The 12294-nt window shown below is 52.5% G+C and carries 11 protein-coding genes and 1 pseudogene; 1 reads left to right on the top strand and 11 read right to left on the bottom strand.

Going from position 1 to position 12294, the window contains the following annotated elements; genetic code table 11:
* Positions 1–17: 17 nt before the first annotated feature.
* Positions 18–1342 (top strand): annotated as a pseudogene (locus H581_RS37165) (IS3 family transposase).
* 76 nt (positions 1343–1418) lie between these two features.
* Here H581_RS37165 and H581_RS0113995 read toward each other — a convergent pair.
* The 11 genes from H581_RS0113995 to trpE all read right to left on the bottom strand — a co-directional run bounded on the left by H581_RS0113995 (position 1419) and on the right by trpE (position 12109).
* Positions 1419–2000, bottom strand: coding sequence for a histidine phosphatase family protein (locus tag H581_RS0113995; RefSeq protein WP_028610547.1), 582 nt, complete (start codon positions 1998–2000; stop codon positions 1419–1421).
* 66 nt (positions 2001–2066) lie between these two features.
* Positions 2067–2675 carry an anti-sigma factor family protein gene (locus tag H581_RS0113990; protein WP_156889584.1) on the bottom strand — a complete coding sequence of 203 codons (609 nt, stop codon included), beginning with the start codon at positions 2673–2675 and terminating at the stop codon, positions 2067–2069.
* Positions 2672–3265, bottom strand: coding sequence for an RNA polymerase sigma factor (locus tag H581_RS0113985; RefSeq protein ID WP_028610545.1), 594 nt, complete (start codon positions 3263–3265; stop codon positions 2672–2674). The genes H581_RS0113990 and H581_RS0113985 overlap by 4 nt, the downstream gene beginning before the upstream one ends.
* Positions 3266–3693: 428 nt before the next feature.
* Complete coding sequence (locus H581_RS0113980; RefSeq protein WP_028610544.1) at positions 3694–4785, bottom strand: prephenate dehydrogenase; 1092 nt, start codon at positions 4783–4785, stop codon at positions 3694–3696.
* Between the two features lie 4 nt (positions 4786–4789).
* Positions 4790–5887, bottom strand: a complete 1098-nt coding sequence (hisC, locus tag H581_RS0113975; RefSeq protein ID WP_028610543.1) for a histidinol-phosphate transaminase — start codon at positions 5885–5887, stop codon at positions 4790–4792.
* 139 nt (positions 5888–6026) lie between these two features.
* Positions 6027–6833, bottom strand: coding sequence for a tryptophan synthase subunit alpha (trpA, locus tag H581_RS0113970; protein WP_028610542.1), 807 nt, complete (start codon positions 6831–6833; stop codon positions 6027–6029).
* On the bottom strand, positions 6820–8025 hold the full coding sequence (trpB, locus tag H581_RS0113965; protein ID WP_028610541.1) for a tryptophan synthase subunit beta: 1206 nt from the start codon (positions 8023–8025) through the stop codon (positions 6820–6822). The genes trpA and trpB overlap by 14 nt, the downstream gene beginning before the upstream one ends.
* Positions 8022–8699, bottom strand: a complete 678-nt coding sequence (locus tag H581_RS0113960; RefSeq protein WP_028610540.1) for a phosphoribosylanthranilate isomerase — start codon at positions 8697–8699, stop codon at positions 8022–8024. Before H581_RS0113960 ends, trpB begins: the two co-directional genes overlap by 4 nt.
* Positions 8696–9496, bottom strand: coding sequence for an indole-3-glycerol phosphate synthase TrpC (gene trpC / locus H581_RS0113955; RefSeq protein WP_028610539.1), 801 nt, complete (start codon positions 9494–9496; stop codon positions 8696–8698). The genes H581_RS0113960 and trpC overlap by 4 nt, the downstream gene beginning before the upstream one ends.
* Positions 9483–10538, bottom strand: a complete 1056-nt coding sequence (gene trpD, locus H581_RS0113950; protein ID WP_028610538.1) for an anthranilate phosphoribosyltransferase — start codon at positions 10536–10538, stop codon at positions 9483–9485. The genes trpC and trpD overlap by 14 nt, the downstream gene beginning before the upstream one ends.
* The gene (gene trpE, locus H581_RS0113945; protein ID WP_028610537.1) at positions 10538–12109 is read right to left on the bottom strand and encodes an anthranilate synthase component I; all 1572 of its coding nucleotides are present in this window, start codon (positions 12107–12109) and stop codon (positions 10538–10540) included. The genes trpD and trpE overlap by 1 nt, the downstream gene beginning before the upstream one ends.
* Positions 12110–12294 lie beyond the last annotated feature (185 nt).

Raw genomic sequence — 12294 nt, 5'->3', positions numbered from 1 at the left:
GTGAGGTCATGGGAAAGTTGAAACGAATCGTTTTTACGGAGGAGCAGATACGAAAGTTGGAAGCAAACCCCAACGTTCAAAAGGCGTCGGAGTCAGCCATTACGTACACGCCTGCGTTTAAATTGGAGGCTCTTCAAGCCTACAAGGCGGGGCAGCTGCCTTCGGAGATTTTTATTCGTGCAGGCTTCGACCTCGATGTCATCGGACATCAAAAGCCGAAAAAAAGCTTAAAGCGTTGGCGCGAAACAAACGATCTGTACGGCGAAGAAGGGTTGGCTACTGAACGGCGCGGTAAGAACAGCGCAGGTCGAAAGCCGGCTGGTGAGTTGTCGGTGGAAGAAGAGTTAAAGCGAGCCCAGGCCAAGATCAAACTGCTTGAAGCGCAGGTGGATTTGCTAAAAAAGGTCGAAGCGCTCGAGCGGCAGAAGAAGAAGCGCTAACGGCCGCTGAGCGCTTTGAAATCATCAACCGTACCATTCGGGCATATGGCCTAAAACGCATGACGCGTTATCTGTGTGAGCTTGTGGATGTAAGTCCGAGCGGTTACTACAGATGGCTTGCAACCGAGGATCAATGCCAAATTCGGGCAGCGGCTGACGAAGAGGACATCGTTCTTATCAGACACCACTTTGAGGCACTGAACGGCAAAGCCGGTGCGCTGGTCATAAAAATGCGTCTTGAGCAAATAAGCCATGTCATCATGAATCACAAGAAGATTCGGCGTCTCATGCGCAAGGCAGGCCTAGTCGCGGTCATACGGCAGGCTAACCCATACCGGAAGATGGCCAAGGCAACTCACGAACACCAGACGTGCCCTAACCTGCTAGAGCGCCAGTTTGATCAAGGTGAGCCCGAGAAAGTATTTCTCACAGACATCACTTATTTACGTTATGGAGGCGGTCAGTGGGCATACCTTTCCTGTGTAAAGGATGGTGCTACCAGACAGATCCTTGCCGAATGCGTGGCAGCCACGCTTGAACTTCCTATTGTTGAACGGACACTTCATCGCCTTTTAGAGCGATTGGACGGGAATCTCCATCCGGAGGCCATTATACACTCCGATCAAGGGATGCATTATACACATCCTAAAACCCGTCATTTCATAGCGGAGGCGGGTTTTAAGCAATCGATGTCGCGCAGAGGCAACTGTTGGGACAACGCCCCTATGGAGTCGTTCTTCGGTCATATGAAAGACGAGGTTGATTTTATCGATTGCCAAACGATTGAGGAGGTACGAGTTCGAGTTAGGGATTACATCAGCTACTACAACTCAGAAAGATACCAGTGGACATTAAAAAAGATGACCCCCGATGAATTCAGAGGTCAACTACTTGCTAGTTGAGCTTAGGGCTCTTTATTTTATTCGTCTACAATCCGGGTCACAGTTCATTGTTTCGGAGAGAGTCCTTCACTTCAGATTACAGTCCATTCAGATGTTGAATACAGTTATAAAGCCTTGGCTGCCACTTATTATTCTGATGCTCCAAAATGGAGTAGGAAAGATTGTGCAAGTGCTCATCCGCCAGCTCCGGACAAAGCTCAGTCAGAATATCAGCCAGCAAGCTGCCGTGCGAGACGACAAGCAAATTTCGTCCTTGATGCTCCGACTGCAAATCCTTAAGCGCTTTTAATCCGCGCGCCTTCACATCGGCTGATGGCTCCACGCCCTTCGCGGCGCTTCTCCAATCCTTGCCCCAGCGATCATGCCTTTCCTGCTCCTTCATGCCTTCCGCTTCGCCGAAATATCGCTCACGCAGGCGCAGATCGCCTTCCAACAGCGGGATTTCAAGGCGGTCCGCAATTATGCCAGCTGTCTTATACGCCCGCTGCAAATCGCTTGCAGCAACCGCGTCCCACAGCCGTTCTTCACTGCTCAGGCGTGCGGCAAGCGCATGGGCTTGCCGAATGCCTTCCTCATTTAAAGGAATATCTGTCTGTCCTTGTATTCTTCCTTCCGCGTTCCAATCCGTCTTCCCGTGTCTTACCCATCCAATCAGCATCTTTCTGCTCCTCTCCTTCTCTATAAACAGCAAAAGCTCCCTAAGGAGCTCTGTAATCTTCTATCATTAGCTTCGCGTTCTGGAAAGCCAATTCAAGATAAGCAGCGTCATGACGATCCCGAGTAAGGATAAAGCTACATAATATTGAGGAAACGCCGGAATTACCTTCAACACGAACGGGTCGCTTATGCTTGCTACCGGAACTTCCGAGAATACGCCGGCCTTTACGACCAATCCGTCTCCGGAGACGTTAGCTGTATCCATCAAGCCCGATAGCTCCGAAACTTGCGCCTGCGACGCGCTGCCTTGACTATCAAATACGAACATGAAGAACGCACAGGTAAACATGGCCATGCAGGCGGCAACGATCAGCGCGAAATTGCGGCGAAACGATTTGGAAAACTGATAGCTCTTATGAGGAACCGGCATCAACCATGACTGCTCGGCGTAAATACGCTCCATAACGCTTCGGTTTACATGCTCCGTAGGACCGATAGCATCTTCTTCTTCGGATAAAAAACGAATCAGCTCTTCGCTCTCTTCCCAAATCTGAAATTGTTCGGCACAATCTTTGCATTCCATTAAATGACGGTCAACCGCCATCCGGATTTCATCATGTTCTGATAAATCCCAATATTCGCCGAATTTGTCTTGCGCATCGTTGCAATTCATCATGTATTCATCCCTTCGAATTCTTCCATCAGCGGCGTCTGTCCGAAATAGGGTTCCAGCTGCGACTTCACGCTTGCCCTGGCCCGGAATAGCAGCGATTTTACGGAACTGACCGTCTGCCCTAATATATTCGCGATTTCTTGATAGTCCAGCTGGTCATATTCCCGAAGAATAAGTGCTGAGCGTTGCTTCTCAGGCAAATTATTGATAGCCTCTCTGACCATAGCCATTCGCTCATTTCGCAGCACAAGCTGCTCCGGCGCCGCATCAAGCGCAGCCACCGGCTCGAATCCCGATTCGTCCAGCGACATATGCGCCGTTTTCTGCTTCCGCAACTCGCTTAACACGGTGTTGCGCGCGATCGTATACAACCACGTTGAGAAAGAAGCATCCAGCTCCCGGAACGAATGCAGACTGCGGTAAGCTTTATAAAAAGTTTCCGAGCATAAATCCTCAGCCAATAGCTCCAGCTTCGAGCTCTTCAGCATATGATAAATAAAGGCTAATATCTTCCGTTGATAGCGTCGCATAAGCTCGGAGTACAGCTCGACGTTGCCATCCTTAATCTCACGTATTAGTTGGGAATCAGTCATGACAGGCGAACCTCCTCCACCTGCGGATTATTCCCGGGCCTTATAGTAATATTGTACCGGCCCGGGAACTAAAAGTTGCGGTCTATATCATAAAAAATTCGAAAAATACGAGTATACATATAATTCGTGTCACGTGGTCAAATTCCTGCCTCTTTCGACAAAAAGGATATAATACAATTTTTTTACAAATTAGGGTGATGAAAGTGGATGGGTTCGACCCTGAACCGATGTTTTAATGGACAAAAAAAAACCACTCCGAGGAGTGGCCAGCGCTCATGATGAGAGCTATAGGATTTGGATAGGAGTGGAGAGAAACCATACTGTACTTTTATTATATGTATACGCTTCCATGTTGTCAATAAGCGTTTTCATAATTATCGAAATTATTTTGAAAACGCTTTTTTTTGCCTTTGCCATTCGTTTAACCGTTATACGTGTACTTCAAAACCGCTTCCGGCGAGAAGCAGCATCGCCTGATCCAAATCCTCCTGCGTACGGAACGAAAGCCGGAGAACGCCGGGTACGTCCTCTCTGCTTTCAATAATTTGGATGTTGCTCAAATTGATTCTGCTGTTTCCCAGCTCGCTTGTAATTTTACCGATGATGCCCGGATGGTCCGGAACGTCTACATAACAGTCGTATGCGGATAAGATCACGCCTTTGCGCCGTTCCGGCATTCGGCTGCGGAAGGCTCCCGCCTTCTCGAAGGCTTCCTTGATCGCCTCGCCGTCCTCCCGTTCGAGCATATCGGCGAATTTAGCCGTTTCCATGCTCCAATCACGCAGCAGTTCCAGAAGTACCGTACGGTTATTAATAAGTATATCCCGCCATACGACCGGATCGCCTGAAGCGATTCGCGTTATATCGCGGAAGCCGCCGGCCGCCAGCGATTCATAGAGGCCGTTCCCCTCGCTGTAACCGCGCACTTGATTGACAAGCGATACGGCAATCATATGAGGCAAATGGCTAATGGCGCCGACGATCTCATCGTGGGCGATCGCATCCACCTTCACGATATTTGCCCTTGTCCAGGTCAGCAGCTCCGTTAACCGTTCTACGGCTTCGGCTGGCGTCTTCTCATCCGGCGTCAGCACGTAGTAGGCGTTCTCGAGCAAATGATAGGAAGCCGCCTCAACGCCTGACCGCTCCGAACCCGCCATCGGATGCCCGCCGATGAATACGGCTTCGCCAAGCTCTAACGTTCGGGCGCATGCCATAATTGTCGCTTTCGTGCTCCCGACGTCCGTAATAATGCAGCCCGGCTTCAAATTGAATTCGCCGAGCTCACGAAGATTTTCCTCCAGATTGCCAACCGGCACGCACAAAAAGATGAAATCCGCTTGCTCGGCCGCTTCACGCTTAGACGTCGTCGCATAATCGACGACGCCCCGCTGCATATACTTCTCCACGGAAGAGGGGCGGTTGGAATATCCGATAACCCTCATATCCGGTCTGCCTTTCAAACTCAGAGCTATGGAGCCTCCGATCAGCCCCACCCCAAATATCGCTACAGTAGTCATAAATTTATCCTTGCACCGTCTCTTCCTGCAATACTTGCTCTAGAGCTGCGATAAACTGTTCGTTCTGTTGTTGAGTTCCGACCGTAATGCGAATGTGATTCGGATAATAGGTCCATCGTGAACGAGAAATAATGCCTCTGCGCAGCAAAGCGTCGAACACCTCGGGCGATGGTCTCTTGGCATCAAACATCATAAAATTTCCGTATGCCGGGAAGTACGTCAGACCAAGACGGTCGAATTGCCCGCTCAAGTAGGCTATTCCCTGTTTATTCTGCTCGCGGCAATATGTAATAAAAGCATGATCGGCAATGGCAGCCTTAGCCGCAGCCTGCGCCGCTCTTGTCGTGTTAAACGGCTCGCGCACCTGATTCGTGAACCGGATAACGTCCGCATGCCCGATCCCGTACCCGATCCGGAGCGAAGCCAAGCCGTAAATTTTCGAAAAGGTTCTCAGCACGATCAGATTGCGAAACTCGCGAAGAAGCTGTACGCCGTCCGGATAATCGGGATCTTCGATGTATTCGCCGTAAGCTTCATCCAATACGACCAAAACATGGCTTGGTACCTGCTTCAGAAATTCAGTCAGCTCAGGTATCGAAACGATGGTGCCCGTCGGATTATTAGGATTGCAAATCCAGATGATCTTCGTGCGGTTGTTTACTTTAGCCAGCATAGCCGGCAGATCATGCTTGCCGTCTTTCAGAGGCACCTCGATTACACGCGCATTCTCGATCTCCGCGTTATGCTTATATTGCGGAAATGTTTCATCCGCCATGATCGTTTCGTCTCCGGGAACCAGGAACGCCCTGGCAACCATAAGGATGATTTCGCTGGAGCCCGTCCCGAAAATCAGTTGGTTCGTCTCTACTCCAAGCTTAGCCGCAAGTGCCGCCGTCAGCTCGATGCTTGCGCCATCCGGATAAATATTTAAATTTACGAGCTCTTCCATAATCGCCGCTTTCGCATGCTCCGAGCATCCGAACGGATTTTCATTTGAAGCCAGCTTAATGATTTCGGTTAATCCAAGCTCCCTCTTAACGTCTTCAACCGGCTTGCCGGGCTGATAGACGGGAAGGTGGACGATATTGCTTTTGGGCTGCATGAGCCGTTCACCTCTTTTTTAAAATTAACATGGACTTGCTGCTTGTCACCCATTGTCTCATATCTGTTTGCGGTTTTAAAGTGTTTTTAAAGTGAAAGGAGCCTCTGCGGCATGCAGAGACTCCCGGCCTTGCTATTTGTTATCCCTTAAGCCGGGCAACGAAATCGCCGACCAGCTTCAGTCCTTCCTCGCGCTTGCCCTCATCCTGCAGCAGCGGAATCGCCTCTTCAATCGTGCGCACGACCGCGCTTCCGACGACAACGCCGTCGCACTGCTTCGCGAACCGCACAACCTGCTCACGGCTGGAAATACCGAAGCCGATGGCAATCGGCAGATCCGTCGCTTCCCGCACCGTTGCAAGAAAATCATCGATTCCCGTATGGAAATCGGCTCTAACCCCGGTTACGCCAAGAGACGAAACGCAGTAGACGAAGCCCTTGGCTTTACGGGATATACGGACAACCCGGTCCTTCGACGTAGGCGCGACAAGCGGTATGAGATGAACGTCGGCAGCTTCCGCCATTTGCCGCACCTCTTCATCCTCTTCGATCGGCAAATCGGGAATGATAAGCCCGCTGATGCCCTTGCTCTTGACAAGCTCGAAGAAGGCTTCCAGGCCGAATTGAAAGACCGGATTATAATAAGTAAACAAGATAAACGGAATTTTTACGCCGGCCTCCCTGGCTTGCTCTGCTGCGTGAATGCAATCTTTCAGCGTAATGCTGCTCTTCAACGCGCGCTCCGAAGCCACCTGAATAACCGGCCCGTCCGCCAATGGATCGGAATACGGGACGCCCAGCTCGATCATGTCCGCGCCGGCTTGCTCCAGTACCTTTATGATGTCAATCGATGTTTTTAAATCCGGGTCGCCAATCGTCAAGAAAGGCATAAGCGCGGTGCGCCCTTCTTCTCTGAGCCGAGCGAAGGAAGTATCAATGAGATTCATGCTTGTCGCCCCCCAAATAACTCATAATGGCCTCAACATCCTTATCTCCGCGGCCTGACAAGCTGACAACGACAACCTTATCTTTCCCAAGCGTCGGAGCAAGCTTAATCGTCTGGGCGATCGCATGAGCGGATTCAAGCGCAGGAATAATCCCTTCCGTACGCGATAGCAGTTGAAGCGCCTCGAGCGCCTCGGCGTCCGTGATCGGCACATACTCCGCCCGTCCGGTGTCTTTCAGATAGGCATGCTCCGGCCCGATGCCCGGATAATCCAGACCCGCTGAAATCGAATGCGCCGGCTGTACTTGTCCGTGCTCGTCCTGCAGCACATAGCTCATCGAGCCTTGGAAGACGCCATGGCGTCCCTTGGTCATCGTTGCGGCATGCTCTATCGTATCGACGCCGCGGCCTGCCGCTTCAACGCCAAGCAGTCGAACGCCGTCATCTTCAACGAACGGATAGAAAATGCCCATTGCGTTGCTCCCGCCACCTACCGCCGCAACGACGTAATCCGGCAATCTGCCTTCCTCCGTCAAAATCTGCCGGCGCGCCTCATCTCCGATAATCCGCTGGAAATCCCGCACCATCATCGGATACGGATGCGGTCCGGTAACCGAGCCCAATATATAATACGTATCGTCTACATGGCTTACCCAGTAGCGAAGCGTCTCGTTGCAGGCATCCTTCAAGGTGCGTGTGCCCGATAAGACAGGAACGACCTCGGAGCCGAGCAGCTGCATACGGAATACGTTCAGCTGCTGCCGCTTCATATCCTCCTCGCCCATGAACACCTTGCATTCCAAGCCAAGCAAAGCCGCTATCGTAGCTGACGCTACGCCGTGCTGGCCTGCGCCTGTCTCCGCGATGATCTTGGATTTGCCCATGCGCTTCGCAAGCACGCCTTGTCCGATCGTATTGTTTATTTTATGCGCTCCCGTATGGTTCAGGTCCTCGCGCTTTAAATAAACTTTCGCTCCGCCGAGATGTTTGCTTAGGCGCTCGGCGTAATAAAGGGAGGTCGGCCTGCCCGAATACTTATGCAATAAATAACGAACCTCGTCCTGGAACTCCGGATCCTTGGAATAATGAAGATAGGCTTCCTCGAGCTCCAGCAGCGCGTTCATCAGCGTTTCCGGCACATAGCGTCCTCCGAACTTTCCGAAGCGGCCATTCTGATCAGGTACTTGCGTCATGCTTCCATCACCCTTCTAACAAATAATCGGATTTTATCGATATCCTTGCGTCCGTTCGTCTCCACGCCGCTTGATACGTCTATGCCGCCCGGCGAATAGGAGCGAAGCAGCTCCTGCACATTCCCCTCGTGGAGCCCGCCTGCCGTATACAAGGGAATGCCAAGCTCTTCGGCGGCTTCATTATATTCACGGATCGCTTCCCAGTTGAACGTCTGGCCGGTTCCGCCGCCCGGCGCGTCTATCAGAACGGCATCGACCGCTCCTTTATACGGAGAAAGACGCTCTTTGGCCGAAAGCGGCTCTTCGTTCCCGTCATGACCTTTAATCGAAAATACTTTCCAGACGCCGACCCGCAGTCTCTCCCGCACCTCACGGCAAAACCCGGCTGTTTCATGGCCGTGAAGCTGGACGACATCCAGCGGGGCTTTCTCTAATACGGCCTGGATGGATTCCAAATGTTCATTCACGAATACGCCAACAGCCCGGGGACGTTCCCCGTTCGCCGCTTTCAAACGATGTACGGCATCTATCAGCGGCGCAGCCGTGTCCTTATCGACCTGGCGCTTGCTCGGCGCAAATACAAAACCGATCTCATGTACGGGCAGGCCGTTCATCGCCGCAATCGTTTCGACATCCTTGAGCCCGCATATTTTGATACGCGGCCGCCGGCTCATCGAGCCGTCACCGACCCCATCAACTCGTTGACCGCCTCGCCGACATCGGCGTGCCGCATGAAATGCTCCCCGATCAAGACGCCGTGCGCTCCGACTGACTGCAAATAATCCATATCGGCTCTCCCGGCAATCCCGCTCTCGCTAATAATGATTACATTCTTCGGCATTAGTCCGATGAGCGCCTCCGTCGTTTTCAGATCGGTTACAAATGATTTCAAATCGCGGTTATTGATGCCGATCAGCGTCGCTTTGTCCAGTGCCAGCACATCCTCCAGCTCCGCCCTGTTATGCACCTCCACCAAGACATCCATACCGATCGATTTGGCGAGATCATGGAAATCCCCAAGCTGGACAGGTGTCAGAATAGCGGCAATAAGCAGAACCGCATCCGCGCCGATCAGGCGCGCCTCGTAAATTTGACGGGCGTCGATCGTAAAATCTTTTCGCAGAAGCGGGATGCTAACCGCATCGCGCACCGCGCTTAAGTATGAATTGGAGCCTTGGAAGTAATCGCGGTCCGTCAAGACCGAGATGCAATCCGCTCCCGCATCCTCGTAAGCTTTTGCCAGCTTCGTCGGTTCAAAATCGCTTCGGATCAGCCCTTTCGAAGGGGACGCCTTCTTCACCTCGGCAATAAGCCCCATGCTCCGATTCCGGCCGTTCGCCGTCAATGCCCGTTCAAAGCCCCGGCAATTGTCTAGCTCCGCAATTCGTTTCTCCGCTTCCGCCATTTGAAAACGTTCGGCGAGCGCCGCAACCTCCGCTCGTTTCGTTGCTACGATTTTATCCAGAAACATGGGCCAACTCTCCTGTCATTTGTATAAGGCTTGCCAGCTTCCGCTCCGCTTTGCCCGAATCAATCACTTCCGCCGCAACCTCTACGCCCTCGCGCAGCGATGCGGCGGCTCCGCCTACATAAATGCAAGCTCCGGCATTCGCAAGCACGATATCGCGATATGCCCCGCGTTGTTCGCCGGCAAATATGGAGCGGATTAGCGCCGCATTGACAGCCGGTTCCCCGCCCATGACATCCGATACCGGATGACGCGCCAGTCCAAGCTCCTCCGGCGTAAGATCGTAGGTTCTCACGGTGCCGTTCAGCAGCTCGGAAATTTGCGTTGGAGCCGATATGCTGATTTCATCCAGTCCGTCATGGCTGCTGACGACCATCGCCCTCTTTAAGCCAAGCTCACCAAGCACTTCAGCTACCGTCGCAGTGCGTGCACGGTCGTAAAGGCCAAGCAGTTGCCGGTCCGCTCCCGCCGGATTCGTAAGCGGTCCGAGCATATTAAAGATCGTTCTGACGCCTAGCTCGCGTCTTGGCGCGGCCGCATGCTTCAGCGACGGATGATAGAGCTGGGCGAACATAAAGCAAATGCCTATCTCGTTCAAGCAGTGCGCCGCCTGCTCCGGCGAAATCGTAATCTGCACGCCGAGTGCTTCCAGGACATCGGCGCTTCCCGTCTTGCCGGACATCGCGCGGTTGCCGTGCTTGGCAACGCGAATGCCTGCAGCTGCGGCAATAATGGAGGATGCGGTCGAAATATTGAATTTATGAATGCCGGATCCGCCGGTCCCGCAAGTATCGAGCAGGTCCTCCTGCTCGGTATTGACGCGGCTTGAATGCTCGCGCATCACTTCGGCGAATCCCGCAATTTCGTCCTTCGTCTCGCCTTTCATGCGTAAAGCGGTAATAACGCCGGCAATTTGCGCGGGTGTCGCTTCACCCCTCATCATAATATTCATGACCGACCTTGCTTCATCTCTTGTCAAATCCGAACCGCGAATTAACTGGCCAAGCGCCTGCTGCATCGTTAACGTTTCGCTTGCCGCCTGCATTATCGACCAAGCCCCTCTCCCGCATTGACATAATAATCCATATTAATCGAATTGACCGGATCCGACTGCCCCTTCGTTCCCGCGAAAATCGCTTCTGCCGCGCGAATCGCCTTCAGCATGCCTTTTGCCTTATTAACCGTCTCGGTGTATTCACTCTCCGGCACCGAATCCCATACGATGCCTGCCCCAGCCTGCACATAGGCTTTCCCGTGCTTGAAAATAATCGTCCGGATCGTGATGCAGGTATCCATGGAGCCGCCGAAGCCCAGATACCCGATCGCGCCTGCATAAGCGCCGCGCGCTTCATTCTCCAGCTCCGCAATGATTTCCATCGCTCTCAGCTTCGGCGCGCCCGATACGGTTCCCGCAGGCAAGCAGGAGATGAAGGCGTCAAAGAAGTCCTTCTCCTTATGAAGCTTTCCGGACACGTTCGAAACGATATGCATGACATGCGAGTATCGTTCGATATCCATGAACGAATCGCATTTTACCGTTCCGAATTCAGATACTCTGCCGATATCGTTGCGGCCCAGGTCAACGAGCATCAAGTGCTCCGCGCGTTCCTTCTCGTCCGCAAGCAGCTCAAGTTCAAGCTCCTTATCTTCCTGCGGCGTCCGGCCCCTCGGTCTCGTTCCGGCAATCGGCCGCGTCTCCACGCGGTCGCCATTGACTTTGACAAGCGCTTCCGGCGACGTTCCGACGATCACTTCCTCGCCCATTTTCAAATAATACATATAAGGAGAAGGATTCATGGTCCGAAGCACGCGGTACACATGCAGCGGGTCAATGTCGGTATCAATGCTGAAGCGTTGGGACAGCACAACCTGGAATATATCTCCCGCGCGAATATATTGCTTCGCCTCCTCTACGTTCGAAATGAATTGTTCCTTTGTTACGTTCGACTGAATATCGCCCAGCTCGTGATCCGCCTCGACGGACGGACCGGAAGTAACGGGAATCGTAACGGGCTGCTGCAGCCTCTCGATCGTTGCTTCGATCTTCCCGACTGCCGTTTCATAAGCTCTCGCGATATCGCCGTCCGTAGCTCCCTGAGCGATATGGACATTCCCGATAATTTGCAGCTGCTGCTTGAAATGGTCGAATACGATAACCTGGTCGCAGAACATAAACTGCATATCGTTCATGTTTAAATCATCCACACGGTGCGCGGGAAGCTTCTCGTAATACTGCAGCAGATCATAACCGAAAAATCCGATCGCACCGCCTGTAAACGGCGGAAGCTCAGGCATCGACGGGCTGCGGAAGGAACGCAAATGCGCTTTAAGCAGCTCGATCGGCTTATCGGTCAGCCTGTGCTTCCGACCTTCATGCTCCAGCACCATTTCTCCGTTTTTGCCGTAGATCATCATGAACGGATCGGTCCCGATAAACGAGTAACGGGCCCATTTCGCCCCGCCTTCAACGCTTTCCAGCAAAAAGGAGTGTTTCTCCTTCGCAAAGTGCTGAAACAATCGAATCGGCGTTTCCGTATCCGCCATCATGTAGCGAACGATAGGAATTAAATTATACTGGCTGGCAAGACGCGTGACATGCTGCAGCTCGTTTGACATCCCGATCAACCTCCCTGTGAATGGATCCCTGCTCTTTCTATTTTGCACAAAAAAAGCCCCTGCCTGAGCAGGAGCGTTGGTTTTAGATGATGACGAAAGTGTGTAAGCAAAAATACATGCAAGCTGCGGTTGCGTCGAAACAGCACTTTTGCTTCTCCTGTCCATAGTAAACAAGAAGCTCAGCT

It is taken from the genome of Paenibacillus harenae DSM 16969, from assembly GCF_000422465.1.
GTDB lineage: Bacteria > Bacillota > Bacilli > Paenibacillales > Paenibacillaceae > Pristimantibacillus > Pristimantibacillus harenae.
The sequence above is the reverse complement of the archived record's forward strand: the minus strand, read 5'-3'. Positions and strand labels throughout refer to the sequence as shown.

Excerpts from the sequence above, each read along its gene's own strand:
- H581_RS0113995 (WP_028610547.1), bottom strand. The coding sequence starts at position 2,000 with ATGCTGATTGGATGGGTAAGACACGGGAAGACGGATTGGAACGCGGAA.
- H581_RS0113990 (WP_156889584.1), bottom strand. The coding sequence starts at position 2,675 with ATGATGAATTGCAACGATGCGCAAGACAAATTCGGCGAATATTGGGAT.
- H581_RS0113985 (WP_028610545.1), bottom strand. The coding sequence starts at position 3,265 with ATGACTGATTCCCAACTAATACGTGAGATTAAGGATGGCAACGTCGAG.
- H581_RS0113980 (WP_028610544.1), bottom strand. The coding sequence starts at position 4,785 with ATGACTACTGTAGCGATATTTGGGGTGGGGCTGATCGGAGGCTCCATA.
- hisC (WP_028610543.1), bottom strand. The coding sequence starts at position 5,887 with ATGCAGCCCAAAAGCAATATCGTCCACCTTCCCGTCTATCAGCCCGGC.
- trpA (WP_028610542.1), bottom strand. The coding sequence starts at position 6,833 with ATGAATCTCATTGATACTTCCTTCGCTCGGCTCAGAGAAGAAGGGCGC.
- trpB (WP_028610541.1), bottom strand. The coding sequence starts at position 8,025 with ATGACGCAAGTACCTGATCAGAATGGCCGCTTCGGAAAGTTCGGAGGA.
- H581_RS0113960 (WP_028610540.1), bottom strand. The coding sequence starts at position 8,699 with ATGAGCCGGCGGCCGCGTATCAAAATATGCGGGCTCAAGGATGTCGAA.
- trpC (WP_028610539.1), bottom strand. The coding sequence starts at position 9,496 with ATGTTTCTGGATAAAATCGTAGCAACGAAACGAGCGGAGGTTGCGGCG.
- trpD (WP_028610538.1), bottom strand. The coding sequence starts at position 10,538 with ATGCAGGCGGCAAGCGAAACGTTAACGATGCAGCAGGCGCTTGGCCAG.
- trpE (WP_028610537.1), bottom strand. The coding sequence starts at position 12,109 with ATGTCAAACGAGCTGCAGCATGTCACGCGTCTTGCCAGCCAGTATAAT.